We start from the raw sequence: 26,587 nt of genomic DNA, 5'->3' as shown, positions 1-26,587 counted from the left end.
ACCATCCTCAACAGCCTCACCGGCGCCGAGCCCTACCCCCTCCCACAACGCACCGCCTTCACCACCTTCGGCCTCACCCCCCAACCCACCCCCCTAATCACCGCACAGGGCCCCGCCCTCATCCCCCTCACCCAAAGCAACTGACCCACCCCCAGGACCCCCGGCGAACCCCATACCCCCAGCGCACCCAGCCCATAAAAAAGGGCGGCCGCCCCCGAAAACCCACCGGAGACGGTCGCCCCACACCACAAGCCCACCCGAACTAGAACACCGGCACACCATCCCGCGTCAAACGCCATCCCACCGAAGCGAACGCCGCCGGATCCACCGACCCCTTCGCCTGAACCCAGCCGATGATCGTGTTCCGGATCTCATCCGAATTCGCCCACAGCTGCTTCGCACCCGGCACATGCGGGAAGTTACCCCCACCGCTCGCCCGGTAGTTATTCACCGCAAACACAAACTGCGCCGCCGGATCGATGGCCTTCCCCTCAAAGGAAAGCCCCACGATCCGCGAACCCACCGGCTTCGCGATATCGACGTCGTACGTCACACCCGACACCGCATCATAATTGTAATCCGGAGTGTTGTCCGCGTTCGTCAGCTTCGACGTATCCACCGGAGCGCCGGCCGCCGTCCGCACGTAATACTTCGCCGAATACTCCAGATAATCCTTGAGCTGCGCACCCGTCAACAACCGCGCCTCAAGCGTGTTCTCGAACGGATACAGACCGGCCGCATCCCGAATCGTCACCTCACCCGCCGGAATCGCCGCCGTCCGCGAGAAGCACGACGCCTGCGACAACACCGGCAGCGCCGCGTACTCGCCACCCGCCAGAGCCGCCTTCACCGTCTCCGCCTGAACCTGATTGATCAGATCGATGATCGGCTCGTCCTTCCACGGCGCCGCCGCCGTCGACATCGCCACCACCGACGTACCGATGACCTGATTCACATAGGCCACCACCTTCCGGTGCTCGTCCCGCAACAGCGACGTCACCTTCCGGTCCTCCGCCACCGCATTCGAGTTCAGCACCTGCGCCCCGGCCCTCTCGACCGTCCAGCGCCCCTTCTTCCACACCAGATCGAAGTCGAACAGCGTCAGCCGCTGCCCCCACTTCGCCGGCTCCGACAGAACAACCTGCTTACCCGTCGCCTTGTTCGTCACGAAATGCTCAGGAATCTCCAGATGGGCATGCCCCACCAGAATCGCATCGATTCCCGGCACCTGCTCCGCCACCAGACCCGCCGCATTCTCCACATACGGCAACTGATCACCGTACGACGACGTACCCGACGAACCTGAATGCGCCGACACGATCACCACATCCGCGCCCATCGACCGCAGCTTCGGCACCCACTTCGCCGCCTGCTCCTCAAGACCCGGGAACACCATCTTCCCGCCCACATTCGCCTTGTCCCAGATCGCGATCCCAGGATTCGTCAACCCCAGCACCGCCACCCGCACATCACGACCGTGCGGAGTACGCAGCCGCTTGATCACATACGGGGCGAACGCCGGCCGCAACGTCTTCGCATCCAGCGCATTCGCACCGAGCAGCGGGAAATCACACTGCTCCTCGAACTTCCGCAGCACCGGAATACCGTAATTGAACTCGTGATTCCCCAGCGCGGCCGCGTCGTACCCGATCGCGTTCATCGCCTGCGCCATCGGATGGACCGGGCCACGCCTCGCCGTGATCGGATCGATCTTCGCGTAGTAGTACGACAACTGGGTGCCCTGGATCGTGTCACCCGCATCGATCAGCAGCGTATTGCGGCGGCCCTTCTCCTTCCGCACCTGATCCACGAGCGTGGAGATCTTCGCCAGGCCCACATCGTTGTGCGCCGCGTCGTCGAACTCCTTGTCCGTGAAGTAGTCCCAGTTGAAAACATTGCCGTGCAGATCCGTCGTGCCCATCACCGTGAACGAATACCGCTTCGCCGGACGGCCATGGCCATGACCGTGCCGCCCCTCCGCCCCCGCAGCCCCGGCAGACCCCACGACAGCCCCGCCGGCCATCGCCACACCCGCACCGGCGGCTGCCGAACGGCCCAGAAACGTCCTACGGTTCAACGGCATTCTTACTCCTCGTTCAGTTGGGCAACGCGCGTAGATTCTGGCCCAGCAACCACACCCGGCAACACCCCGCGCAGGTTTCGATCTGATGACCACCGGAGCACACATCCCCCGTGCCAGAGTGAACGCATGACCGACACCACCCACCACCACCCGTACGGCACCCCCCAAACCCCCCACCTCACCGTCCGCGGCGAAGCCCACCTCGAAGTCGACCCCGAGACCGCCCACGTCACCATCACCCTCAGCGCCCGCGGCACCGACCGACGCACCACCCTCGACGACCTCACCCGCCGCAACACCCACACCATCGACCTCATCAAGAGCTACGGAGACGCCGTCGACACACTCCAGACCGGCACCCTCACCATCAGCCCCGAACTCACCCGCCACGGCCGCGGCGAACGCGTCCGCGCCTACCACGGACGCATCCAACTCACCGCCACCCTCACCGACTTCACCGCTCTCGGCGAACTCACCGCCCGCCTCGCCGACCAGGACCTCACCCGCGTCGACGGACCCTGGTGGGGCCTGCGCCCCGACTCACCCGTCCACGCCGCCGCCCGCCGCCAAGCCGTCCACGAAGCCCTCCAGCGCGCCCGCGAATACGCCGAAGCCCTCGACACCCGACTCGGCGCCCTCCTCGAACTGGCCGACACCGGCACCGGAAACACCCGACGCACGGCCCGCGCCGACTTCGCCCACCGGGCCATCCCCTTCAGCGCCGCCGGATCCACCGAAATGGCCGACGAGGCCACCCCCATCGACCTCGAACCCGTACGCCAGAACGTCGACGCCCAGGTCGAAGCCTCCTTCACCCTCGACCCACCCCCACTGCACTGAACGCTCATCGGAGCGCCCGGGCGCACAATTCAACACTTGTCAATAACCCTTCACCCAAAGGTTGTTGAGGTGTCATACGGAGCCAAATACCTACCCGTAGGTAAGGTCTAGGCTCAAACCATGCGCCGAGCAAAAATCGTTTGTACCCTGGGACCCGCCACCGACACATACGACCAGATCAAGGCCCTGGTCGAAGCCGGAATGGACATCGCCCGCTTCAACCTCAGCCACGGCACCTACGCCGAACACGAAGAGCGATACCACCGTGTACGCAAAGCATCCGAAGAGACCGGCCGCAGCGTAGGCATCCTCGCCGACCTTCAAGGCCCGAAGATTCGCCTCGGACGCTTCCGCGAAGGACCTGTACTCCTTGAACGCGGCGACACCTTCACCATCACCGTCGAACCCCTCGAAGGCGACCGCCACACCTGCGGCACCACCTACGACGGCCTCGCCGCCGACGTCACCACCGGCGAACGCATCCTCGTGGACGACGGCCGCGTCACCCTCGAAGTCACCCGGGTCGAGGGCCCCCGCGTCCACACCACCGTCATCGAAGGCGGCATGGTCTCCGACAACAAGGGACTCAACCTCCCCGGCGTCGCCGTCTCCGTACCCGCACTCTCCGAAAAAGACATCGAAGACCTCCGCTGGGCCCTGAACATCGGCGCCGACATCATCGCCCTCTCCTTCGTCCGCAGCGGACGCGACATCGACGACGTCCACCGGATCATGGAAGAAGAAGGCCGTCGGCTCCCGGTCATCGCCAAGGTCGAGAAGCCCCAGGCCGTCGAGAACATCGACGACATCGTCGCCGCCTTCGACGGCATCATGGTCGCCCGCGGCGACCTCGGCGTCGAAATGCCCCTGGAGCAGGTCCCGATCGTCCAGAAGCGCGCCATCAAACTCGCCAAGCGCAACGCCAAGCCGGTCATCGTCGCCACGCAGATGCTCGACTCGATGATCGAAAACTCCCGCCCCACCCGCGCCGAGGCATCCGACGTCGCCAACGCGATCATCGACGGCACCGACGCGGTGATGCTCTCCGGCGAGACCAGCGTCGGCAAGTACCCCGTCGAGACCGTCCGCACCATGTCCCGCATCGTCGAAGCGGCCGAGGAGGACATCCTCGGCAAGGGCCTCCCGCCCCTCACCGACCGCAACAAGCCCCGCACCCAGGGCGGCGCCGTCGCCCGCGCGGCGGCCGAGATGGGTGACTTCCTCGGCGCGAAGTTCCTGGTGGCCTTCACCCAGAGCGGCGACACGGTCAAGCGCCTCTCCCGCTACCGCTCGCCCATCCCGCTCCTGGCCTTCACCCCCGACGAGGCCACCCGCGCCCAGCTGAACCTCACCTGGGGCGTCGAGACCTTCCTCGGCCCGCACGTGGAGTCCACGGACGCGATGGTGGCCCAGGTCGACGAGGAACTGCTGCGGATCGGCCGCTGCCAGAAGGGTGACGTCGTGGTGATCACGGCGGGCTCCCCGCCCGGAGTCGCGGGCTCCACGAACCTGGTCCGCGTGCACCACATCGGTGAGGACGACAGCCCGAAGTAGGGCGGCTCAGTATTTCGGCCCGACGTGAGCATCCATGAGGGCGACGGATGCCCGTCGGGCTACGGAGATGTTGTACGCCTTCCCGGCGCGCGTGCAGTGCTTCCAGTCGACGCCGAGCTTGTCGAGGGTGTCGGTGTAGAGCTGCCGGATGTCGTCGGAGACGTTGGTGAAGTAGTAGCGCGGATACTCATAGCGCTTCCGTACGCCGTCGACCACCCGGGTCGTCCAGTTCATGTTCCGGCAGCCGTCGGAATGGATGAGACCCCGGACGAAGTCCCAGCGGTGCGCGTTCACGATGTCTTGCTGCCAGGGTTCGAGGACGATGGGCCGCTCGTGTTTCCGCCCCGGGCCGTGCTGAGGGAACAGGCAGGGAAGGTGCTTGGAGTAGACCTTGATGTTGTGGCAGCCCGTTCTGCGCACCCGGCATGTCGCGTTGTCCGGGAACACCTTGCGCATCGCTGCCTCGGCCTCGTTCTGAATGCCGGGCCAGGAATCATCGAGAGTGATCATGAGATTCGGCACTCGGTGCTGGAAGGGCCGGCTTATGTGGCCATCACCCAGGTACAGGGCCAGCAGATACGCGTAGGCCGTCGTGTCGAGGGGAATGCCGTCACACCGATGACACGGTGGATTGTGTCTGCCCGGGCACTCGCCCCGCTCGGAGCGATCCATGTGGAGCCAGTACGCGACGGTGCCGCGCGGCACATTCAGCTCGCGTGCCACATCCGCGCCTTTCGAGCCGGACCGGAGGAGGGCGAGCGCCTTCTGACGCACTTCTATGCCGTGGAGGTTCACATCGCCACTCTGCGTGAGGCGATGTTGCCGCAGGTAGCGAAAAGCGGATGTTCACGAGAACGTGAACATCCGCTTCCTTGATCCGTGCCGAGTGCGGGATTCGAACCCGCAAGCTCTTTCGAGCAGATGTGTTTGAGACATCCGTGTATACCCTTCCACCAACCCGGCGAGGGTGCTGCCGAGGAGTGTACCGGGTGACCTGTCGCCCCCGCTGCTAGGTAGGCTGAATCGCAGCAGCACCTGCCCTGAATCAAGGAGCCCCGTGACCACCCCCGAGTCGCCCCAGCCCGTAGACGCCGCCGACGACGACAAGTCGCACGTCCCGCCGCTGACGACCCGTGTCGTCATCGCCGAGGACGAGGCTTTGATCCGTCTGGACCTCAAGGAGATGCTGGAGGAGGAGGGCTACTCCGTCGTCGGTGAGGCCGGGGACGGTCAGCAGGCCGTCGAGCTGGCCCGGGAGCACAAGCCCGACCTGGTCATCCTCGATGTGAAGATGCCGGTGCTCGACGGGATCTCCGCGGCCGAGAAGATCGCCGAGGAGTCCATCGCGCCGGTCCTGATGCTCACCGCGTTCTCGCAGCGCGACCTCGTGGAGCGGGCCCGGGACGCCGGGGCGATGGCGTACCTGGTGAAGCCGTTCAGCAAGAGCGACGTGGTGCCGGCCATCGAGATGGCGGTGTCGCGGTTCGCGGAGCTGAAGGCGCTGGAGGGCGAGGTCGCGGACCTGGCGCAGCGGTTGGAGACCCGGAAGCTGGTGGACCGGGCGAAGAGCATTCTGCAGACGGATTACGGGCTCTCCGAGCCGGCCGCGTTCCGGTGGATCCAGAAGACGTCGATGGACCGGCGGCTGTCGATGCAGCAGCTGGCCGAGGCGTTGATCGAGGACGCCGAGGAGAAGAAGAAGTCGGCCGAGTAGCTTTCGCCGTACGGATACGGACGAAGGAGGCCCGCACCCCGGATCGATCGGGGTGCGGGCCTCCTTCGTGTGTACCGGTACGGGAGGGTCAGTCCTCGCCGAGGTAGGCCTTGCGGACCGACTCGTCGTGCAGGAGGTCCGGGCCGGTGCCGGAGAGGACGATCTTGCCGACCTCCATGACATGTCCCTGGTCCGCGAGGGAGAGGGCGGCCTGGGCGTTCTGTTCGACGAGCAGGATCGTGGTGCCCGCCGCCTTCAGCTCGACGATGGTCTCCATGATCTTCTGCATCATGATCGGGGAGAGGCCCATGGAGGGTTCGTCGAGCATGAGCAGTTTGGGCTGGGACATGAGGGCGCGTCCCATGGCGAGCATTTGCTGTTCGCCGCCCGAGAGGGTGCCCGCGGCCTGCTTTCGGCGTTCCCCGAGGATGGGGAAGAGGCTGTAGGCGCGGTGGATGTCCTTCTCGATGCCCGCCTTGTCGTTGCGGAGGTAGGCGCCGAGGAGGAGGTTCTCGGTGATCGTCAGCCGGGGGAAGATGTGGCGTCCCTCGGGGGAGTGGGCGATGCCGAGGGAGACGATCTTGTGGGCGGGGATGTTGGTGAGGGGTTTGCCCTCGAAGAGGATGCGGCCGCCGAGCGGCTTGAGCAGTCCGGAGAGGGTGCGCAGGGTGGTGGTCTTGCCCGCGCCGTTGGTGCCGATGAGGGTGACGACCTGGCCGGCATCGACGCTGAAGGAGATGCCCTTGACGGCTTCGATCTTGCCGTAGGCGACGCGGAGGTCCTCGACCTCTAGCAGTGCGGTCATCGGGTGTCCTCCTCCTCGGTGCGAGGGGTGTCGGGTGTGGTGTCGGTTGCGGCGGGGGCCGTCCCGGCCGCTTCGGCTTGCGCTTCCGCCTCGGCTGCTTCGACTTCGGCGACTTCTTCGGCGCCGGGGGCGCCTTCGAAGGGGGTACCGAGGTAGGCGGCGACGACGCGTTCGTCGCGCTGGACGACGTCGGAGGTGCCTTCGACGAGCTTTTCGCCCTGGACGAGTACGGCGACGCGGTCGCAGAGGTTGAAGATGAACCGCATGTCGTGCTCGATGACGAGGATGGCGATGCCCTGGTCCCGGATGGCGAAGATGAGGTCTTCGGTGACGCGGGTTTCCTGGGGGTTCATCCCGGCGGTGGGCTCGTCCAGGAGCAGGAGGCCGGGGTCGCTGGCGAGGGCGCGGGCGATCTCCAGCTTGCGCTGGTCTCCGTAGGGGAGATTGCGCGCGAGGTGGTCGGCCTTGTCCTGGAGTCCGATGAACTCCAGGAGTTCCATGGCGCGTTCGCGGCTGGCGTTCTCGGCCTTCTTGTAGCCGGGTAGGCGCAGGAGGGCGGACCAGAGGCCCTCTTTGGTCCTGGTGTGGCGTCCGACGAGGACGTTCTCCAGGACGGTCATGTTGGCGAAGAGCCGGATGTTCTGGAAGGTGCGGGCGATGCCTGCCTGGGTGACGAGGTGGGGCTTGGGCGGCAGGACGGTGCCTTTGTAGCTGACCTTGCCCTCGGTGGGGACGTAGAGGCCGGTGAGGCAGTTGAAGAAGGTGGTCTTACCGGCACCGTTGGGGCCGATGAGGCCGACGATCTCGCCGGAGTTGACGGTGAGGTCGACGTTGCGTACGGCGGTGAGGCCGCCGAAGCGCATGGTGACGCCGCTGGCGTCGAGCACGGTGGTGGCGGTTTGGGTGGTGGCTGTTGTGGTCATGATGGTCACGCCCCCGCCTTCGTGGTGCCGGCGGCTGTGTCGGTGAGTGGTGTGTCGGGTGGTACGTCGAGCTGGCCGGTCTCGTGGAATTCGAGCTGCTTCCTGCGGTCGGCGACGAGGCCCTCGGGGCGGAAGCGCATCAGGAGGATGAGCGCGATGCCGAAGAGGAGCAGCTGGTAGTCCTGCATGAACTGCAGCTTGGCCGGGATGAGGTAGAGCAGCGCGGCGCCGACGAGGGGTCCGCTGAGGGTTCCCATGCCGCCGAGGATGACGGCGGCGAGGAGGAAGGCGGAGTTGGGCGGTGCCGAGCCGGCGAACTGGTACTGCTCGGGCGTCACCGTGTAGGAGACGTGTGCCTGGACGGTCCCGGCGAGTCCGGCGAGGGTGGCGCCGAGGGCGAAGGCGAGCAGTTTGAGCCGGAAGGCGTTGATGCCCATGGCGGTGGCTGCGGTTTCGTCCTCGCGGATGGCGACCCAGGCGCGGCCGATGCGGGATTCGCCGGAGCGGCGGAAGACCATGACGACGACGGCGGTGAAGACGAGCATCAGCAGGTAGTAGTTGGCGGACCTGCCGAGGGTGAAGCCGCCGATGTCGTGGCTGATTCCGAAGTCGAACCCGAAGAGGTTGAGGTCGGGGATGCTCGGGATGCCCTGGGAGCCGTTGGTGAGGTCCGGGCCGCTGACGCCGTTGAGGGCGTTGACGGTGAGGCGGAAGATTTCACCGAAGCCGAGGGTGACGATGGCGAGGTAGTCGCCGCGCAGCCGCAGGGTGGGGGCGCCGATGACGACGCCGAAGACGAGTGATGCGGCGGCGCCGGTGAGGACGGCTGCCCAGAAGGGGAACTGGACGCCGATGGGGGAGAGCGGCGAGCCGGATACGAGGGCGGCGGCGTAGGCGCCGACGCCGAGGAAGGCGACGTATCCGAGGTCGAGGAGCCCGGCGAGGCCGACGACGACGTTGAGGCCGAGTGCGACGGTCGCGAAGATGAGGATGTTGGCGCCGATGAGGGCGTATTCCTCGTTCTGCTGGGTGAAGGGGAAGCAGAAGGCGGCGACGAGTGCGGCGGCGAGGGTGACGTTGCGGTGCTTGGTGGTGAGTGCGGTGATCCGGGCGATGAGGCCGGCCCGGTTGAGCGCGGTGAAGCCGAAGCCGACGCTGATCAGGAAGCCGATGAAGAGTTCGGCGTATTCGGTGTCGATGCCGTACGTGAAGACGTAGAGGGCGACGCCGAAGGATCCGGCGATGATCAGGATTTCGGCCCAGGAGGGGAGTTCCTTGGCGCGTGCGGGCGCGGGGGCGCGCAGGCTGTTGCGGAAGCGTTCCCAGGGGTTGGGCGTGGTGGTGTCGGTGATGTCCTGGTCGGCGGGGAGGCCGAGGGCGGCGATGACGGCGATGAGTGCGCCGATGCCGCTGACCCAGGCTCCGGGTTCGAGGTTGACGACGCCGCCGAGTTTGGAGGAGATGGCGCCGATGGTGTAGCCGGTGGTGCCGAGGACGCCGAGTGCGGCGAGTCGGACGGGGCTGTTGGTGCCGCCGGGGGTGAGCCAGCCGAGGCCCTTGATGCCGTACCCGGAGAGGGCGAGGAGCAGGGTGAGGGCCGCGCCGATGAGGGTGAGGACCTGGAGGCCGCCGGGGTAGCCGGTGACGGTGAGGTCGCCGGGGAATTCGTCGGTCCAGGTCCAGGCGAGGAAGGTGCCGATGAGGGCGACGGCTGCGCCGAGGGTGGTGAGGGCGCGGGCCGCGTTGGCGGGCAGGGGGAGGAGGGCGCCGGTGTGGGGCGTGGTTTTGGTGGTCATCCGTATCACGCCCGATCCGCGACGCGTTCGCCGAGTAGGCCCTGGGGTCGGACGAGGAGGACGATGATGAGGAGGGCGAAGGCCCATACGTCCTTCCAGGCGCCGCCGCCGAAGAGTTCCATGCCGGGCACCTCGCTCATGTAGCCGGTGGCGAGTGCTTCGGCGACGCCGAGTACGACGCCGCCGAGCATGGCGCCGTAGATGTTGCCGATGCCGCCGAGTACGGCTGCGGTGAAGGCTTTGAGGCCCATGATGAAGCCCATGCGGAAGCCGATCTGGCCGTTCTTGAGCCCGTAGGCGACGGCGGCGACGGCGGCGAACGCGGCACCGATGGCGAAGGCCATGACGATGATGCGGTCGGTGTTGATGCCCATGAGCTTGGCGGTGTCGGGGTCCTGCGAGGTGGCTTGCATGCCGCGGCCGGCTCGGGTCTTGGAGACGAAGAGGCCGAGGGCGAGCATGCAGATGGGGGCTGCGACGAGGACGAAGAGGTCGCCGCGCTGGATGTTGGCGCCGAGGACTTCGAAGGCTTCGCCCTTGAACTGGGGGAAGGACCGGTCCTTGGTGGCGTCGGGGTACCACATCCAGACCGCCTGCTGGAGAGCGAGGGAGAGTCCGATGGCGGTGATGAGGGGGGCGAGTCGTGGCGCGGTGCGCAGTGGCCGGTAGGCGAATCGTTCGGCGGCCATGCTGATGGCGACTGCGGCGATGATGCCGCCGACGATCATGAGGGGTATCGCAGCTATGAGGGAGAATCCGGACGGAAGCCCGAGGTAGACCGTGAGGGCTCCGAAGCCTCCGATCATGAAGATCTCGCCGTGTGCGAAGTTGATGAGCTGGATGATTCCGTAGACCATCGTGTATCCGATCGCGATGAGACCGTACATCGCGCCGAGGATGAGTCCATTGGCCAGCTGTTGCGGCAGTTCGTTCACCGCAGGGCCTCCGTGGAGTGGTTCGGATATGGCACCGCGCGGGAGCGCTCGTAGCGCTCCCGCGCGGTCTGGTTGCTTCCGGGTGACCGGGAGGGGCCTGGTCGGTGCTAGTTGACCGACTCGCTGAGCTTGGAGGCCCACTTGCCGCTGGTGACCTGGTAGGCGGTCATCATGGTGTTGGTGGTGTCGCCGTACTCATCGAAGGAGACGGGGCCGGTGACGCCTTCGAACTTGACCTTGGCCATGGCGGCGAGGACCTTTTCGCGGGCGTTCTCGGGGAGCTTGCCATCGTTGTCGGCGACGACGATCTTGACGGCTTCGATGATGGACCAGGTGGCGTCGTAGGTGCCGCCGCCGTAGGCCTCGTAGGCGTCCTTGTAGCCGGCCGTCTTGTAGTCCGCGATGAACTTCTTGGCGGAGTCGAGTTCTTCGACGGGCTTGCCGACGGAGGTGGCGATGTCGCCTTCGGCCTTCTTGTTGAGCTTGATGAAGTCGGCGCTGTACATGCCGTCGCCGCCCATGAGCGGGATCTTGACGCTGTCCTTGAGCTGCTGGCTCAGGGGTGCGCCGGCGGGGTACTCGCCGCCGTAGTAGACGGCCTTGGCCTTGGTGCTCTTGACCTTGGTGACGATGGAGTTGAAGTCGCGGTCGTCGGGGTTGACGTGGTCGGTGCCGACGATCTTGCCGCCGAGTTCGGTGAACGTCGTCTTGAAGGAGGCGGCGAGGCCGGCGCCGTAGGGCTTCTGGTCGTCGATGAGGTAGACGTCCTTGATCTTCGCGTTGTTGAAGAGGTACTTGGCCGCGAAGGCGCCCTGGATCTGGTCGGTGGTGGCGGTGCGGAAGTACGAGGCGTACGGGCGCTTCTTGTCGCCGGTCTTCCAGTTGTTGCCCTGGGTCAGCTCGGTGCCGGTGTTGGCCGGGGAGACCTGGGTGAGCTTGGCGTCGTTGAGGGGCTTCTGCATCGACTGGGAGACGCCGGAGTTCAGCGGGCCGACGACGCCGAGGAGGTCTTCGTTGCCGATGAACTTCTGGGCGTTCTGCTGGCCGACGGAGGGCTGGGCCTGGTCGTCGAGCGGCTGGAGCTCGAACTTGATGCCGGGGACCGTCTTGTCCTTGTTCGCCGTGTTGACGGCGAGGTCGGCGGAGTTCTTGATGCCGAGGCCGAGGGCGGAGAGGTCGCCCGTCAGGGGGGCGTCGACGCCGATGACGACGGTCTGGGTGTCGCCGTCGCCGCCGCTCTTCTTGTCGTCGTCGCGCGACCCGCAGGCGGTGAGCGTCAGTGCTCCGGTGGTGAGCACTGCAGTGAGTATGAGCAAAGAACGGTGTCGCACGAAAGGTCCTTTCCCTGGCGCGGCCTCCTCTGCTTGAGGTGCCGTCCTCGATCGCCGGGGCGTGCTGTGGGACAGAGTCGTGCAGCGGACGCGCCCGGCGGCGCGGTGACTGGCGGTGACTCTAGGCGCAGGTGTGGGGGTCCGGGATGGGTCGAGTCAGGATGTGACTCTCTTGTTATGCCCTTGAGGAAGGCTTGAGGTGGCTGTGCTGACATGTGCCGTTTTTTCACTGAACGGCGAAGTGACCGCATCCTGAGAACGCGCAGCTCTGCTAAGGGGCTTGAGCCGATCATGGTGCTGTCGCACGGCGCGGGGGGTGGCGGTGGAGGGGGGCGTGGCGAGATGGCCCCGTGTCTTTCGGGCCGGTGGAGCGGCCTGTTTTCGCATTGCCTGAATGTTACGCAGCGTGACATTGATCGTGGGGTGTCGGGGGTGCGTCGGCAAGCGGGGCTGCTGAGTGGCTCATGGAACGGCCCTTGTGGTCAAGGGTGTTGACCGAGTGTGTTCGTCAACGCCTTTGATCGGGTGGGGATATGGGTCTGCCCGGCCGGAAATGCGCTGGTGCGTTCCGGCCGGGCAGTGGTGTGTGCTGGGAGCGTTCGGTGGTGGGTGGGATCAGCCGGCGGTGGGCTGGGGGTTGTCGCGCAGGAGGCAGGTGAGGCGGGCGGTGCAGACCCGCTTGTCCTTTTCGTCGGTGATGACGATCTCGTACGTGGCGGTGGAGCGGCCGCGGTGTACGGGGGTGGCGACGCCGGTCACGAGGCCGCCGCGAACGCCGCGGTGGTGGGTGCAGTTGAGGTCGACGCCGACGGCGAGCTTGGTGGCGCCGCCGTGGAGCATCGTGCCGATGGAGCCGAGGGTTTCGGCGAGGACGGCGGAGGCGCCGCCGTGGAGGAGTCCGTAGGGCTGGGTGTTGCCTTCGACGGGCATGGTGCCGACGACGCGGTCGGCGGAGGCTTCGGTGATCGTCACGCCCATGCGCTCGCCGAGGTGTCCGGCGGAGAACAGTGCGGGGAGGTCGACGCCGAGTGCCGCGTACTCGTCGATGACTTCCTGGGGGAACTTCGGGGTGGTCTGCTCGCCCATGGGGTCCGGCTCCGATCGTCTGTGCTGGTTCGTTGCTGTGTGCACTGTTCTTATCAGACGGCTGAGCGAACGCTTAGGGGGGTGGGGCGTGTGCTTGTCAGTGGGTGTTCTCGAACCGCACGACGACGGATTTGCTGGCCGGGGTGTTGCTGGTGTCGGCGGTGGAGCCGAGGGGGACGAGCACATTGGTCTCGGGGTAGTAGGCGGCGGCGCAGCCGCGTGCGGTGGGGTAGTGCACGACGCGGAAGCCCGCCGCTCGGCGTTCGGCGCCGTCCTTCCACTCGCTGACGAGGTCGGTGTAGGCGCCGTCGGGGAGGCCGAGGGTGTGGGCGTCGTCGGGGTTGACCATGACGATGCGGCGGCCGCCCTTGATGCCGCGGTAGCGGTCGTCGAGGCCGTAGATCGTGGTGTTGTACTGGTCGTGGGAGCGCAGGGTCTGCAACAGCAGTCTGCCTTCGGGGAGTTCGGGGTACTCGACGGGTGCCGCGGTGAAGTTGGCCTTGCCGGTGGCGGTGGGGAAGCGGCGTTCGTCGCGGGGGGCGTGCGGGAGCGTGAAGCCGCCGGGGTGGGCGACGCGGGTGTTGAAGTCGTCGAAGCCGGGGACGACGCGGGAGATGCGGTCGCGGATGGTGGCGTAGTCCTTTTCGAACGCTTCCCAGTCGGTGCGGGAGGCGGGGCCGAGGACGGCGCGGGCGAGGCGGGCGACGATGGCCGGCTCGGAGAGCAGATGGGGGCTCGCGGGGGTGAGGTTGCCGCGGGAGGAGTGGACCTTGCCCATGGAGTCCTCGACCGTGACGAACTGTTTGCCGGCTGCCTGGATGTCCTTGTCGGTGCGGCCCAGGGTGGGCAGGATCAGGGCGCGGGTGCCGGTGACCGCGTGCGAGCGGTTGAGCTTGGTCGACACCTGGACGGTGAGGCGGGCGCGGCGCATGGCGGCTTCGGTGACGGTGGTGTCGGGCGTCGCGGCGACGAAGTTGCCGCCCATCGCGAAGAAGACTTTCGCTTCTCCGTCGCGCAGGGCCTGGATGGACCTGACGACGTCATAGCCGTGGTGGCGCGGGGAGGTGATCCCGAATTCCTTGTCGAGGGCGTCGAGGAAGGCGGGTGCGGGCCGTTCGAAGATGCCCATGGTGCGGTCGCCCTGGACGTTGGAGTGGCCGCGGACGGGGCAGACTCCGGCGCCGGGGCGGCCGATGTTCCCGCGGAGCAGGAGGAAGTTGACGACTTCGCGGATGGTGGGCACGGAGTGTTTGTGCTGGGTGAGGCCCATGGCCCAGCAGACGATGGTGCGTTTCGAGGCGAGGACCATGGCGAGGGCCTGCTCGATGGCGCCGCGGTCGAGACCGGTGGCGGTGAGGGTGTCGTCCCAGTCGGCGGCGCGGGCGGTCTCGGCGAACTCTTCGTATCCGTGGGTGTGTTCGGCGACGAAGGCGGTGTCGACGGCGCCTTCGGTGTCCAGGATCATTTTGTTGAGGAGGCGGAAGAGGGCCTGGTCGCCGCCGATGCGGATCTGGAGGAAGAGGTCGTTGAGAGCGACGCCCTTGATCATGCCGGTGGGGGTCTGAGGGTTCTTGAACCGCTCCATCCCGGCTTCCGGCAGCGGATTCACCGAAATGATCTTCGCTCCGGCGGATTTGGCCTTCTCCAGGGCGGAGAGCATCCGGGGGTGGTTGGTGCCGGGGTTCTGTCCGGCGACGAGGATCAGGTCCGCCTGGTGGAGGTCTTCCAGGGAGACGCTGCCCTTGCCGACGCCGATGGTCTCCGTGAGTGCGGACCCGGAGGATTCGTGGCACATGTTGGAGCAGTCCGGCAGGTTGTTGGTGCCGAATTCGCGGGCGAAGAGCTGGAGGAGGAACGCGGCCTCGTTGCTGGTGCGGCCGGAGGTGTAGAAGAGGGCCTCGTCGGGGGAGGCGAGTGCCCGGAGCTCCTCGGCGATGATCGCGAAGGCGCGTTCCCAGGTGACGGCCTCGTACCGGTCGGCGCCCTCGGGCAGATACATGGGCTGGGTGATACGGCCCTGCTGGCCGAGCCAGTATCCGCTGCGGGCGGCCAGGTCGGAGACCGGGTGCGCGGCGAAGAAGTCGGGGGTGACGCGGCGCAGGGTCGCTTCTTCGGCGACGGCCTTCGCCCCGTTCTCGCAGAATTCGGCGGTGTGCCGCTTGTCGCCCTCGGGCCAGGCGCAGCCGGGGCAGTCGAAGCCGTCCTTCTGGTTGACCTTGAGGAGTGTCTGCGCGGTGCGCCGCACTCCCATCTGCTGCTGGGCGACGCGCAGGGTGTGGGCGATGGCGGGCAGCCCGGCGGCGGCGTGCTGGGCCTCCGCTACCTGCGGGGCGTCCTGGACCGGGTCACCGGTCGGGGGCTTGGTGGCCATGGTGCTCCTCTTCGAGCGCTTTTTCCTCCTCTCGATCCTGTCACGTGCCACCGACAGGGCGCCTGCCCGGACACGGAGGTGATGTGCGGGGGCGGTGGCGCGGGGCCGTGGCCGGTCCGGAATGTCAGTGGGCCGTGGCAGGATCGGGGGCGTGGCTGAGACGGCATCGAAGAAGACGGCAGACAACCGACCGCGCCTGCTCCTGATGGACGGGCACTCCCTGGCGTACCGGGCGTTCTTTGCGCTGCCTGCGGAGAATTTCACGACGGGGGCGGGGCAGCCGACGAATGCTGTGTACGGCTTCGCGTCGATGCTGGCGAACACGCTGCGTGATGAGGCGCCCACGCACTTCGCGGTGGCTTTCGACGTGTCCCGCAAGACGTGGCGTTCGCAGGAGTTTCCCGAGTACAAGGCGAATCGTTCCAAGACCCCCGATGAGTTCAAGGGGCAGGTCGAGCTGATCGGTGAGCTGCTCGACGCGATGCACGCGGACCGGTTCGCGGTCGACGGTTTCGAGGCGGACGACGTCATCGCGACGCTTGCCACGCAGGCGGAGGCGGCGGGCTTCGAAGTGCTGATCGTCACCGGTGACCGTGACTCGTTCCAGCTGATCACGGACAACGTGACCGTGCTGTATCCGACGAAGGGTGTCTCCGAGCTGACGCGGTTCACCCCGGAGAAGGTCGAGGAGAAGTACGGGCTGACGCCGCAGCAGTATCCGGACTTCGCGGCGCTGCGCGGCGACCCGTCGGACAATCTGCCGGGGATCCCGGGGGTCGGTGAGAAGACGGCCGCGAAGTGGATCAACCAGTTCGGTTCGTTCGCGGAGCTGGTGGAGCGTGCGGACGAGGTGAAGGGCAAGGCCGGGCAGAATTTCCGGGATCACCTGGACGCGGTGCGGCTGAACCGCAGGCTGACCGAGATGGTCCGCGATGTGGAGCTGCCGAAGGTCCCGGCGGATCTGGAGCGTGCGCCGTACGACCGCACGGCGGTCACCGGGGTGCTGGATGTTCTGGAGATCCGTAACCCGAGTCTGCGGGAGCGGCTGCTGGCCGTCGACCCGGGTGCGGCCGAGGACGAGGGACCGGCTCCGGCGGCCGGTATCGAGCTGGACGGTGTGGTGCTGGGTGCGGGTGAGGTCGCCCCGTGGCTGGCGGCCCATGGTGGGCAGCCGCTCGGTGTCGCCACCGCCGATACCTGGGCGCTGGGCAGCGGCGCGGTGACGGAGGTCGCGCTCGCGGCCGCCGACGGCGCCGCCGCCTGGCTGGATCCGGCGCAGCTCGACGAGGCCGATGAGCAGGCGTTCGCGGCGTGGATCGCGGATGCGGCGCAGCCGAAGGTCATGCACAACGCGAAGAGCGTCATGCGGGTCTTTCCCGAGCACGGCTGGCAGGTCGAGGGCGTCACGATGGACACGGCGCTGGCCGCCTATCTGGTGAAGCCCGGCCGCCGGTCCTTCGCTCTGGACGCGCTGGCCGTGGAGTATCTCGGCCGGGAGCTGGCCCCGGCCGCCGCGGCCGACGGGCAGCTGGCGTTCGGTGCCGACGACCGGGCGGAGGCCGACGCGCTGATGGCGCAGGCGCGTGCGGTCCTGGATCTCGGTGACGCGTTCACGACGCGGCTGAAGGAAGTCGGGGCGGCCGGGCTGCTGCATGACATGGAGCTGCCCACGTCGATCCTGCTGGCCCGTCTGGAGCGGCACGGTATCGCCGCGGACCGGGCCCATCTGGAGGGCATGGAGCAGCAGTTCGCCGGTGCGGTGCAGCAGGCGGTGAAGGAGGCGCACGCGGCGGTGGGCCGTGAGTTCAACCTCGGTTCGCCCAAGCAGCTCCAGGAGGTTCTCTTCGGCGAGCTGGGCCTGCCGAAGACGAAGAAGACGAAGACGGGTTACACGACGGACGCGGACGCGCTGGCCTGGCTCGCCGGGCAGACGGAGCACGAGCTGCCGGTCATCATGCTGCGCCACCGTGAGCAGGCGAAGCTGCGGGTCACTGTCGAGGGTCTGGTCAAGACGATCGCGGCGGACGGCCGTATCCACACCACGTTCAATCAGACGGTGGCGGCGACCGGCCGGCTCTCGTCGACCGATCCGAACCTGCAGAACATCCCGGTCCGTACGGACGAGGGGCGGGCGATCCGCCGGGGCTTCGTCGTCGGTGAGGGCTTCGAGTCGCTGATGACGGCGGACTACAGCCAGATCGAGCTGCGGGTGATGGCCCATCTCTCGGAGGACGCCGGGCTGATCGAGGCGTTCACGTCGGGGGAGGACCTGCACACGACGGTCGCCTCGCAGGTGTTCGGCGTCGACAAGTCGGCGGTCGACCCGGAGATGCGGCGCAAGATCAAGGCGATGTCCTACGGGCTGGCGTACGGGCTGTCCGCGTTCGGCCTCTCCCAGCAGCTGAACATCGAGGCCGGTGAGGCCCGTGGCCTGATGGACACCTACTTCGAGCGGTTCGGCGGGGTGCGCGACTATCTGCACCGTGTGGTGGAGGAGGCCAGGGCCACGGGTTACACGGAGACGGTCTTCGGCCGCCGCCGCTACCTCCCCGATCTCAACAGCGACAACCGCCAGCGCCGTGAGACGGCCGAGCGGATGGCGTTGAACGCCCCGATCCAGGGGACGGCCGCCGACATCGTGAAGGTCGCGATGCTGAAGGTGGACCGGGCGCTGACCGAGGCGCGGCTGACGTCACGGATGCTGCTCCAGGTCCATGACGAAATCGTCCTGGAGATCGCGAAGGGTGAGCGCAAGCGGGTGGAGGAGATCCTTCGCCATGAGATGTCGACGGCGGTGGAGCTGCGTGCGCCGCTGGACGTCTCGGTCGGCGTGGGCACGGACTGGGAGTCCGCCGCACACTGATCCGCCGCGTACGGATCTGTCCAGCTCCGACCCGTCGAGCTCCGATCCGTCGGGGCGGACCCGCGCACAGCGGGTCCGCCCCGACGGATCGTCGCTTCAGCCGCTGGTTTAGTCAGCGGTCCGGCCGCCGGACCTGCCGCTGGTTTCGGCGCGGTCCCGGACGGGAGCGTTCCGCGGATTCTCCGGGCGGGTGTGTGGCGGTGGGGTCCAATGCGGGCACGGCCCGGTTCGCCGGGGGCCGGCCGCCGGTGCCGCGCATGCGCAGCCGTATCCCCGCCCCGTACAGCACCAGCCCGACGGCCAGTCCGGCCCCGGCGCCGAAGCACGCGGTGGGGATGATGTCGAGCGGGGTCGCGATGTGCCCGAAGTAGGCGTACCAGCGGGCGCACCGGTGGAGGACGCCGAGGAGCACGCAGAGTGCCAGCAGACCTCCCGCGAACCAACGCTCCCGCCGGTCGAGCACCGGGACGGACGGTGGCACCGGGGCAGGCCCGGTCCGGCGCAGCGCGGTGACGGTGAACCAGGCGAGCACCGTGAGGGCCACCGCCGAACTGCCGTACTGCACCACCTGGAACACCGGGTGGCCGCCGACGCTCCGGGTGAGCACCGGCAGCAGTTCCGTCCCCCACCGGCTGTGGTGGGTGAACGCGTCCCATACGACATGGCTGCTCGCGCCGATCGCCGCGGAGAGGACGAACCACGCCCCGTCCAGCGGCCCGAGGGACGCGCGGTCGCGCCGCCGCCCGCTGACGAGGGCGTGTACGCGCCCCTGCTGGGCGGCGGGCAACAGCGCCACCAGCGGTTCGCGCAGCAGCAGCCACACGGCCACCAGGATCGCCGTGATCAGTACATCCACGGTGAACACACCCCAGAGGGCATGTGTCACGTCGCCGAACTCCATCGCTCCGGGGATCACCGAATCCGCGAAGTAGGTGATGTCGGGCGCGAACGAACCGGCGACGAGCGCGGAGGCGAACAGGGGGCCGCGGCCGGTCCCGTTGCGCCGGATTCCCGGGAGTACGGCGGCGGCATGACTGAGCGTGAACGGCATGTCGGTCAGTATGCGTGAGCGCTTCGTGGCCGCCCGGGGCCCCGTACGTCTCACGTTCATGAACGTGAGAAAACAGTAAGAACCGGTCAACGCCCGGTGTTCGGGCGGCACAAGTTGTCGTAGGGTCGCCTGAGTCCTCGCGCTGGGGAGCGCGAGCAGCCGTCGACGGGGAGGGACCAGAACGTATGGCAGCGCAATTCGGCCGCCGACTGCGCAGGGGGGCCACGACCACTGCGGTGGCCGCAGCTGCCGTCGCGGCGCTCTCGGCCTCGCAGGCAGCACCCGCCGCATCACTGGCCGACACCTCCGGGGGCGGTGACCAGCAGGCGGCCGGTGCCGAGTCCGGCGACGGCGCGGCCACCGGCAACTCGCCGTACTACACGGATCTGCCGCCGCTCGTCACGCCCGACAAGCCCGGAGCGTCCAGCAATCTCCCGGTCACCGGCAGCGCGGAATCAGGCATTCCGGCCTCGATCCTGGCCGCGTACAAGGAGGCCGAGCAGACCATCGCGGGCACCGACGCCGCCTGCCGTCTGCCCTGGCAGCTCCTCGCGGCGATCGGCAAGGTCGAGTCCGGTCAGGCGCGTGGCGGCCGGGTCGACGCGAACGGCACCACGTTCTCCCCGATCCTCGGCCCGGCCCTCAACGGCCAGGGCTTCGCGCTGATCAAGGACACCGACGGCGGGGAGTACGACGGCGACGCCACGCACGACCGCGCGGTCGGCCCGATGCAGTTCATCCCCTCCACCTGGGCCACCTGGGGCCAGGACGCCAACGCCGACGGCCGCAAGGACCCCAACAACATCTACGACGCGGCGCTCGCCGCCGGACGCTACCTCTGCGCCGGAACCCGCGATCTGGCCGTCGCGGCCGACCTCGACCGTGCCGTGCTGAGCTACAACCACTCGCAGGAGTACCTGCGGACGGTGCGCTCCTGGTTCGACTACTACCAGCGCGGCACCCACGAGGTCCCCGACGGCACCGGTGCGCTCCCGACCGGCCCCGGCAGCGGTTCCGGCTCCTCGCCGAGCCCGTCGCCCTCCCCGAAGCCGTCCCCGTCCGGCCCCGGCCCCAGCACCAATCCGGGCCCGTCCAAGCCGGGCGACGGTGGCACCACCCCGACGCCCAAACCGCCCACGACCCCGACCCCCAAGCCGACGCCGTCCAACACGTTCGGCAGCATGGAGAACGCGGGCACCGGCACACTGAGCGCCACGGCGGGCGGCGTGTTCACCGAGCGGATCAAGGTGCGGGCCAAGAACACCCTCGGCGCCCCGCTCGCCAAGGTCTCCGTCACCTTCACCGTCACCGGCGACACCGACACGCGCTTCGCGGGCGGGAAGACCACGGTGAAGGTGGCCACCGGAGCCGACGGCACCGCCACCGCACCGGAACTGAAGGCGGGCGAGAAGACCGGCGGGTTCAAGGTGACGGCCGTCGCGGGCACCACCGAACCGCGCACCACCCTCACCTACGCGGCGAGCGTCACCGCCCGCCAGGCGGACAAGATCATCCGGACCGGCGAGAAGGCGCTCGTCGCCGCGCCCGGTGCCGAGTTCGCGGACGCCGTCGAGGTGAAGGCGACGTACAAAAACGCGGTCGCCGCGGGGGTCGCGGTGACCGCCACGATGATCACCGACGACGAGAAGCCCGTCGAGAACGGCAAGGGCCCGTACTTCAAGGACGCGAAGGGCAAGACGGTCCGCACCCTCGCGGACCTGAGGACCGGCGCCGACGGCCTGCTCAAGCTCCCGAAGATCTACGCCGACGACGCCACGGGCACGTACAAGCTGCGCCTCACCACCGAGGGCGGCGCCACGGTCGTCATCGAGCTCACGATCGAAGCGACTCCGACGGCCCCGGCAACCCCGGCGGCCTGACCCCGCACCTGGCAGCCGTATCGTCCGGCCGCACCGGACAACCGCACCGGACAACCGCACCGGACAACCGCACCGCGCAGCCCCACCGAACAGCCCCTTCACCGGCACCCGGTGAAGGGGCTGTTCTACGTGTTCTCATCTCGCGCCCCGATTGCTACGGTGCCCCAGCCCTGACTGACGATGCATCAGATCTTCGCTCCCCGGGAGGCCGAGCATGCGTGCCCTCGTCGCCGCCGCCATCGGGCTGGCCGCCGCCCTCGCGCTCGTGTTCACCGTCACCGTGATCGGCGCGCCGCCCGGAGAGACCTCGCCCAAACCTCTGCTGACCACGGTCCCGGGCCCCAAGAGGTAGCCGATCACGCCGGAAGCTCACGCCGGAAGCTCACGCCGGAAAGAACGAAGCAGAGGGAGGACTCCACCATGCGCCGCCGAGCCAGCCTCGTACTCCTGGCCTTCGCCGTCTTCTTCGCCGCCATGTCGCCACTGCTGCGCTGGTACGCGTTTCCCCGGCTGGCGAAGATCCCGCCGAGCCAATATCAGGAGACGGTCCTGGAGGCGAAGCCGGCCACGCTCCTCGACTACGCCACCCTGAAGGCCAAGAAGGTCGACAAGGTCACGATCGTCCAGACCCTCAAGGGCAATGTGGAGGAGTCCGAGAAGATCGAGCGCAGCTCCGGCCGTGATGTCGTCGTCTGGGACGCGCTTTCCTACATCCAGGGCCCCGACGGCAAGATGGTCTCCCAGATCCCCGAGCGCTACATCTTCGACGCCCACTCCCAGGCGCCCGTCCACGCCACCGGCGAAATGGTCGACGGCGACCCGGTCCGGCGCGAGGGCATCGAGTACAAGTGGCCCTTCCTCACCGAGAAACGGGACTACGAGTACTTCGACGCGCAGAGCCGTACGTCCGCGCCCATCCACTACAAGGGCACCCGGACGTTCCGCGGCATGGACGTGTACTACTTCGAGCAGACCATCCCCTGGACCAACGTCCCCATGCCGCAGAAGATGCCGCTCAAGGGAGTCACCGCCGAGCAGGTCACCAGGACGGGCATGACCCGCTGGTACTCCACCAAGCGGATGTTCTGGGTCGATCCGGTCACCGGCGCACCCGTCAACGGCGAGGAGATCCACAAGGAGGAGATGCGCGACGCGAAGAAGATGGGGATGCCGGAGGACACCGTCACCGCGTTCGCCGGACACGTGAAGATGCGCGAGGACTACATCGTCGCCATCGTCGACCAGGTCAAGTCCCAGCGCGTCCTGATCCTGCTGCTCACCTTCTACCTGCCCTGGGGCTTCCTGTTCGCCGCCGCCGGACTCCTCGCGCTCGCCCTGTGGCTGGAGGCGCGCTCCCGCCGGGCCGCTAGTCCCGCCTGAGCCGCGCCGAGGTGAACCGGGTCGCCTCCATCGTCGTCGGGTCCTCGGGCCACGGATGCTTGGGGTAGCGCCCGCGCAGCTCCGCCCGCACGGCCCGGTAACCCTCCTGCCAGAAGGACGCCAGGTCCGCCGTGACCGCCGCCGGGTGTCCGGCGGGGGAGAGCAGATGGACCAGGACCGGCACCCCGGCCACCCGCGGCGTCTCGCGCAGCCCGAACAACTCCTGGAGTTTCACCGCCAGTACGGGCTGTTCGCCGCCGTACTCCACCCGGATCCGCGATCCGCTCGGCACCGCGATCCGCTCCGGCGCCAGCTCGTCCAGCCGCGCGGCCTCACCGGTCGCCCAGGGCAGCAGCCGCCGCACGGCCTGCCCCGCGTCGATCCGGGCCAGGTCCGAGCGCCGCCGGGCCCGCGACAGCTCCGGCTCCAGCCACTGTTCGGTACGCGACAGCAGGGCCTCGTCCGACACATCCGGCCACGGCGCCCCCAGCACCCGGTGAAGAAACGCGAGCCGCAGCCGCAACTGCTCGCTGTCCCGGGTCCATCGCAGCAACCCGAGTCCCTCCCGGCGCAGCCCCTCCACCAGGGCCCCGCGCACCAGCTCCGGGTCCGGCCGCTTCAGCGGCCGCACCGCCAGCTCCACCGCCCCCAGCCGGTCCACGGAACGCGCCACCACGTCGCCGTCCACCCAGCGGACCTCCTCGCCGCGGAACCGCAGATGCCCGGCGGCCAGCCGGGCGGTCTCCTCGTCCACGACGGCTGCCAGCCGCACCTGGGCGGACGCCGCGTGCGCGGGCCGGTCCGCGACCGCGACGGCCAGCCACGGCGCGCTGCGCAGCCGCGAACCCTCCCGCAGCTCCGCGCCCGTCCCCGACACCATCAAGAACGCCCCCTGGCCCCGCGCCCGCGCCACCCGCTCGGGAAACGCCAGCGCCGCCACCAGCCCGGCGGCGGCATCGTCGGAACCGGCCTCCCCCTTCACCCCCGCGACCGACTTCACCCCCGTGACCGACGAGGACAGCCGCCTGACCTCCTGCCGCCAACGTGCCGCGTAGCCGTCGCCACCCCGGCGTGCGGTACGCAGCGCGGCCGCCAGATCGTCCCCGTAATCCCTGGGCGGCTCCTCGCTCAGCAGTGCCACCACCTCTGCGGCCCGCCGCCCGCCGACCTCCGCCGCCCCGTCCAGCAGGGCCCGCGCCAGTCGGGGGTGCAGACCCAGCCGCGACATCCGTACGCCGCGTTCCGTCACCCGCCCCGTCCCGTCCACCGCGCCGACCGCAGTCAGCACTTCCCGGGCCGCGCCCATCGCCCCGGCGGGCGGCGGATCGAGCAGCGCGAGGCCGGTGGCGTCCGGGTCGCCCCAGCACGCGGCCTGGAGGGCGAACGCCGCGAGATCGGCGACCTTGATCTCCGGGGACGGGAACCGGGCCAGACGCCCGTCCTCCGCCTGCTCCCAGCACCGGTACACCGCACCGGGCGCCTCCCGCCCCGCCCGGCCCGCCCGCTGTCGGCCCGCCGCCTGCGAGGCCCGTACGGTCGTCAGCGCGCTCAGACCCCGTGCGTGGTCGGTGCGCGGCTCCCTGGCCAGCCCCGAGTCGACGACCACCCGCACGCCCGGCACCGTCAGGGACGACTCCGCCACCGAGGTCGCCAGCACCACCCGGCGGCCGGTGGACGACCCGGCCAGCACCGCGTCCTGCACGGCGGCCGGGGCCCGGCCGTGCACCTGGAGCACCTCGGCGGCCACCCCGGCGAGCTGCCCGGCCACCCGGCCGATCTCACCGACACCGGGCAGAAAACACAGCACGTCCCCGTCCCGCTCGGCGAGCGCCCGGCGCACCATCGAGGCCACATGCGTCAGCAGCGCCGGATCGACCCGCATCCCGTGGGGCGGGCGCACCGGTCGCGCGGGCGGCGCCCACACGACTTCGACCGGGTACGACACCCCCTGCGCCGCCACCACCGGGGCATCGCCCAGCAGTCGCGACCAGCCCTGGGCGTCCGTCGTCGCCGACGCGGCCACCAGCCGCAGGTCGGGCCGGATCGCCTCCCTTACGTCGAGCAGGAACGCGGCGACGGTGTCGGCGTCCAGATGCCGCTCGTGGCACTCGTCGATGATCACGACATCGACCCCGGCCAGTTCCTGGTCGCGCTGGAGGCGCTGGAGCAGTACCCCGGTGGTCACGACCTCCACCACGGTGTCCCGCCCCACGAGGCGCTCGCCCCGGACGGTGAAGCCGACCCGTCCGCCGGCCTGCTCGCCCAGGAGCCAGGCCATCCGCCGTGCCGCCGCCCGTGCGGCGATCCGGCGCGGCTCGGCGACCACGACCCGGCGGACGGGGCCGCCACCGTTCAGCCCGGCCAGGACCAGGGGGACGAGGGTCGTCTTCCCGGTGCCCGGCGGCGCGCAGAGCACCGCCACACCCCGGTCGTCGAGCGCCCGCTCCAGGGCGGGCACGGCGGTGCGTACGGGCAACTGCTCCAGGGCTTCGGTACGGATCACGCCCCCAGTCTGGTCCAGGACCCCGGCGCGGATCACGCCCCCGGTCCCGTACGCGCTCCCGCCGGGCTTGCTTGCGCGCGCCGGCGGGAGTTTCCTGCGCGCTCCCGTCGAGTTTGCCTGCGCGCGCTCCGGCGGGAGCCTGCGTGCGCGCTCCCCGCCGAGTTTCCCCACGCGCTCCGCCGAGAGATTCCGCGCGCTCCCCGCCGAGCTTCCTTGCGCGCTACCGGCGGGAGCTCCCTCGACGGGGAGGGCGAGCTTTCCTGCGCGTTCCGCGCGAGCTTCCGTGCGCCCCCTGGGCTCAGTCCCGCTCGCAGACGAAGATCGCGGTTCCCGGGATCAGGTTCCCGCGCAGCGGCGACCAGCCGCCCCACTCCTGGTTGTTCCAGGCGGGCCATTCCGGTTCGACCAGGTCGACCAGCCGGAATCCGCCCGCCACCACGTCCCGTACCCGGTCGCCGAGCGTCCTGTGGTGCTCGACGTAGACGGCGTCGCCCCGCTCGTCCTGCTCGACATAGGGGACGCGGTCGAAGTAGGAGGCGGCGACCGAGAGGCCCTCGGGCCCCGGCTCGTCCGGGAACGCCCAGCGGATCGGGTGGGTCACGGAGAAGACCCAGCGTCCGCCGGGCCGCAGCACCCGGCGCACCTCGCGGAACACGCGCACGGGGTCGGCGACGAACGGCACCGCGCCGTAGGCGGAGCAGGCCAGATCGAAGCTGCCGTCCCGGAACGGCAGCTTCCCCGCGTCCGCCTCGACCAGCGGGACGTCCTCGCCGATCCTGAGGGCGTGCTGGAGCTGGCGGTGGGAGAGATCCAGCGCCACGGGCCGCGCCCCCTGACCGGCCAGCCAGCGCGAGCACTGGGCGGCGCCGGCGCCGATCTCCAGGATGTCCCGGCCCTTCAGCGACGCGGCGGGCCCCAGCAGGGCGGCCTCGGCCTCGTCGAGCCCTTCGGGGCCCCAGACGAACCGGTCGTCGCCGAGGAAGGCTCCGTGGTCGTTCTGGTACTCGTCGGCGTTCCGGTCCCACCAGCCGCGACTGGCCCGGCTGCTCTCCGGTTCCCCCGCGTCGCGGCGGGTCGCTTCGGGTTCGGACCCGTGGATCTCTTGGCTCATCGTGCCCGTCGTTGTAGTTTGCCTTCACTCGCCCGGCGCGCGGTACATACCCGGAGGTACCCGGCAGTACCGGTGGAGTACGGATGCGCGTGGGCGAAACCTTGCCGTGCGTCACCGCGGCCGACGCGGCCCCGGAGAACATGAGTTGTGCCGGGTATGGGCTGTTGCGCCCCGGGTGTGCGCCTTCGCGCATTGACCCTGTCCGGCTGCCCCCGTATGCTACAAGTTGCGCCGCGAGCCTGCGCGCTTCAGACCTAGCAGGCCGCGCTCGCATCTGTTGTATGACCCTCGGTTGTCGAGGCGCCTCCTCCCGGTCACGGGTCGGGCGCTTTCCAGGCTGTCCGGCTGCTGCAGAGGCGAT

Annotated in this window: 19 protein-coding genes and 1 tRNA gene; 7 read left to right on the top strand and 13 right to left on the bottom strand. The window is 68.9% G+C overall.

Annotated elements, in window-relative coordinates:
• Positions 1–262 precede the first annotated feature (262 nt).
• Positions 263–2,083 carry a bifunctional metallophosphatase/5'-nucleotidase gene (locus A6A29_RS13735; protein ID WP_073720342.1) on the bottom strand — a complete coding sequence of 607 codons (1,821 nt, stop codon included), beginning with the start codon at positions 2,081–2,083 and terminating at the stop codon, positions 263–265.
• 126 nt (positions 2,084–2,209) lie between these two features.
• Here A6A29_RS13735 and A6A29_RS13730 point away from each other — a divergent pair, with 126 nt between their 5' ends.
• Together A6A29_RS13730 and pyk are read left to right on the top strand one after the other, a co-directional pair.
• Positions 2,210–2,923 (top strand): SIMPL domain-containing protein, encoded by a 714-nt coding sequence (locus tag A6A29_RS13730; protein WP_073720341.1) that lies wholly within the window; start codon positions 2,210–2,212, stop codon positions 2,921–2,923.
• 120 nt (positions 2,924–3,043) lie between these two features.
• Positions 3,044–4,477: a pyruvate kinase gene (gene pyk, locus A6A29_RS13725; RefSeq protein ID WP_073720340.1), complete on the top strand. Its 1,434-nt coding sequence runs from the start codon at positions 3,044–3,046 to the stop codon at positions 4,475–4,477.
• Positions 4,478–4,483: 6 nt separating this feature from the next.
• On the opposite strand, the gene A6A29_RS13720 is transcribed toward pyk, so the two are convergent.
• Both A6A29_RS13720 and A6A29_RS13715 read right to left on the bottom strand, forming a co-directional pair.
• Positions 4,484–5,272: a helix-turn-helix domain-containing protein gene (locus A6A29_RS13720; protein WP_073720339.1), complete on the bottom strand. Its 789-nt coding sequence runs from the start codon at positions 5,270–5,272 to the stop codon at positions 4,484–4,486.
• Between the two features lie 85 nt (positions 5,273–5,357).
• Positions 5,358–5,440, bottom strand: a tRNA-Leu gene (locus A6A29_RS13715).
• Positions 5,441–5,534: 94 nt separating this feature from the next.
• Between A6A29_RS13715 and A6A29_RS13710 the strand changes: the two genes are divergently transcribed.
• Positions 5,535–6,191, top strand: a complete 657-nt coding sequence (locus A6A29_RS13710) for an ANTAR domain-containing response regulator (protein WP_073720338.1) — start codon at positions 5,535–5,537, stop codon at positions 6,189–6,191.
• Positions 6,192–6,279: 88 nt separating this feature from the next.
• On the opposite strand, the gene A6A29_RS13705 is transcribed toward A6A29_RS13710, so the two are convergent.
• The 7 genes from A6A29_RS13705 to A6A29_RS13675 all read right to left on the bottom strand — a co-directional run bounded on the left by A6A29_RS13705 (position 6,280) and on the right by A6A29_RS13675 (position 15,438).
• Positions 6,280–6,996 (bottom strand): ABC transporter ATP-binding protein, encoded by a 717-nt coding sequence (locus A6A29_RS13705; RefSeq protein WP_073720337.1) that lies wholly within the window; start codon positions 6,994–6,996, stop codon positions 6,280–6,282.
• A complete protein-coding gene (locus A6A29_RS13700) occupies positions 6,993–7,919 on the bottom strand; it encodes an ABC transporter ATP-binding protein (RefSeq protein WP_073720359.1) in 927 nt (308 codons plus the stop codon). The genes A6A29_RS13705 and A6A29_RS13700 overlap by 4 nt, the downstream gene beginning before the upstream one ends.
• A 5-nt stretch (positions 7,920–7,924) precedes the next feature.
• Positions 7,925–9,715 carry a branched-chain amino acid ABC transporter permease gene (locus A6A29_RS13695; RefSeq protein WP_073720336.1) on the bottom strand — a complete coding sequence of 597 codons (1,791 nt, stop codon included), beginning with the start codon at positions 9,713–9,715 and terminating at the stop codon, positions 7,925–7,927.
• A gap of 5 nt (positions 9,716–9,720) precedes the next feature.
• Positions 9,721–10,650, bottom strand: coding sequence for a branched-chain amino acid ABC transporter permease (locus tag A6A29_RS13690; protein ID WP_073720335.1), 930 nt, complete (start codon positions 10,648–10,650; stop codon positions 9,721–9,723).
• A gap of 107 nt (positions 10,651–10,757) precedes the next feature.
• Positions 10,758–11,966, bottom strand: a complete 1,209-nt coding sequence (locus tag A6A29_RS13685) for a branched-chain amino acid ABC transporter substrate-binding protein (RefSeq protein WP_073720334.1) — start codon at positions 11,964–11,966, stop codon at positions 10,758–10,760.
• A 630-nt stretch (positions 11,967–12,596) separates the two neighbouring features.
• Entirely contained in the window at positions 12,597–13,067 is a 471-nt protein-coding gene (locus tag A6A29_RS13680) for a PaaI family thioesterase (RefSeq protein ID WP_073720333.1), read from the bottom strand.
• Between the two features lie 97 nt (positions 13,068–13,164).
• Entirely contained in the window at positions 13,165–15,438 is a 2,274-nt protein-coding gene (locus tag A6A29_RS13675) for an FdhF/YdeP family oxidoreductase (RefSeq protein ID WP_073720332.1), read from the bottom strand.
• Positions 15,439–15,589: 151 nt separating this feature from the next.
• On the opposite strand from A6A29_RS13675, the gene polA reads away from it, so the two are divergent.
• A complete protein-coding gene (polA, locus tag A6A29_RS13670) occupies positions 15,590–18,301 on the top strand; it encodes a DNA polymerase I (protein ID WP_073720331.1) in 2,712 nt (903 codons plus the stop codon).
• 112 nt (positions 18,302–18,413) lie between these two features.
• On the opposite strand, the gene A6A29_RS13665 is transcribed toward polA, so the two are convergent.
• Positions 18,414–19,352, bottom strand: coding sequence for a DUF4184 family protein (locus A6A29_RS13665; RefSeq protein ID WP_079182732.1), 939 nt, complete (start codon positions 19,350–19,352; stop codon positions 18,414–18,416).
• A gap of 185 nt (positions 19,353–19,537) precedes the next feature.
• On the opposite strand from A6A29_RS13665, the gene A6A29_RS13660 reads away from it, so the two are divergent.
• The 3 genes from A6A29_RS13660 to A6A29_RS13655 all read left to right on the top strand — a co-directional run bounded on the left by A6A29_RS13660 (position 19,538) and on the right by A6A29_RS13655 (position 22,612).
• Complete coding sequence (locus tag A6A29_RS13660) at positions 19,538–21,232, top strand: lytic transglycosylase domain-containing protein (RefSeq protein ID WP_073720330.1); 1,695 nt, start codon at positions 19,538–19,540, stop codon at positions 21,230–21,232.
• 214 nt (positions 21,233–21,446) lie between these two features.
• Positions 21,447–21,584: an SPW_0924 family protein gene (locus A6A29_RS43945; protein ID WP_107468206.1), complete on the top strand. Its 138-nt coding sequence runs from the start codon at positions 21,447–21,449 to the stop codon at positions 21,582–21,584.
• A 68-nt stretch (positions 21,585–21,652) separates the two neighbouring features.
• Positions 21,653–22,612, top strand: a complete 960-nt coding sequence (locus A6A29_RS13655; protein WP_073720329.1) for a DUF3068 domain-containing protein — start codon at positions 21,653–21,655, stop codon at positions 22,610–22,612.
• Here the strand turns inward: A6A29_RS13655 and hrpB are convergent.
• The gene (gene hrpB, locus A6A29_RS13650; RefSeq protein WP_073720358.1) at positions 22,599–25,115 is read right to left on the bottom strand and encodes an ATP-dependent helicase HrpB; all 2,517 of its coding nucleotides are present in this window, start codon (positions 25,113–25,115) and stop codon (positions 22,599–22,601) included. The two genes, A6A29_RS13655 and hrpB, sit on opposite strands and share 14 nt — an antisense overlap.
• A 298-nt stretch (positions 25,116–25,413) precedes the next feature.
• Positions 25,414–26,226, bottom strand: coding sequence for a class I SAM-dependent methyltransferase (locus A6A29_RS13645; protein WP_073720328.1), 813 nt, complete (start codon positions 26,224–26,226; stop codon positions 25,414–25,416).
• Positions 26,227–26,587: the final 361 nt, after the last annotated feature.

Origin of the sequence: Streptomyces sp. TSRI0281 (assembly GCF_001905125.1) — a bacterium.
Lineage (GTDB): Bacteria > Actinomycetota > Actinomycetes > Streptomycetales > Streptomycetaceae > Streptomyces.
The sequence above is the reverse complement of the archived record's forward strand: the minus strand, read 5'-3'. Positions and strand labels throughout refer to the sequence as shown.

What these genes read in the sequence shown, in the direction of transcription:
- A6A29_RS13735 (WP_073720342.1), bottom strand. Translation starts at nt 2,083, where the DNA reads ATGCCGTTGAACCGTAGGACGTTTCTGGGCCGTTCGGCAGCCGCCGGT.
- A6A29_RS13730 (WP_073720341.1), top strand. Translation starts at nt 2,210, where the DNA reads ATGACCGACACCACCCACCACCACCCGTACGGCACCCCCCAAACCCCC.
- pyk (WP_073720340.1), top strand. Translation starts at nt 3,044, where the DNA reads ATGCGCCGAGCAAAAATCGTTTGTACCCTGGGACCCGCCACCGACACA.
- A6A29_RS13705 (WP_073720337.1), bottom strand. Translation starts at nt 6,996, where the DNA reads ATGACCGCACTGCTAGAGGTCGAGGACCTCCGCGTCGCCTACGGCAAG.
- A6A29_RS13700 (WP_073720359.1), bottom strand. Translation starts at nt 7,919, where the DNA reads ATGACCACAACAGCCACCACCCAAACCGCCACCACCGTGCTCGACGCC.
- A6A29_RS13695 (WP_073720336.1), bottom strand. Translation starts at nt 9,715, where the DNA reads ATGACCACCAAAACCACGCCCCACACCGGCGCCCTCCTCCCCCTGCCC.
- A6A29_RS13680 (WP_073720333.1), bottom strand. Translation starts at nt 13,067, where the DNA reads ATGGGCGAGCAGACCACCCCGAAGTTCCCCCAGGAAGTCATCGACGAG.
- A6A29_RS13675 (WP_073720332.1), bottom strand. Translation starts at nt 15,438, where the DNA reads ATGGCCACCAAGCCCCCGACCGGTGACCCGGTCCAGGACGCCCCGCAG.
- A6A29_RS13665 (WP_079182732.1), bottom strand. Translation starts at nt 19,352, where the DNA reads ATGCCGTTCACGCTCAGTCATGCCGCCGCCGTACTCCCGGGAATCCGG.
- A6A29_RS13660 (WP_073720330.1), top strand. Translation starts at nt 19,538, where the DNA reads ATGGCAGCGCAATTCGGCCGCCGACTGCGCAGGGGGGCCACGACCACT.
- A6A29_RS43945 (WP_107468206.1), top strand. Translation starts at nt 21,447, where the DNA reads ATGCGTGCCCTCGTCGCCGCCGCCATCGGGCTGGCCGCCGCCCTCGCG.
- A6A29_RS13655 (WP_073720329.1), top strand. Translation starts at nt 21,653, where the DNA reads ATGCGCCGCCGAGCCAGCCTCGTACTCCTGGCCTTCGCCGTCTTCTTC.
- A6A29_RS13645 (WP_073720328.1), bottom strand. Translation starts at nt 26,226, where the DNA reads ATGAGCCAAGAGATCCACGGGTCCGAACCCGAAGCGACCCGCCGCGAC.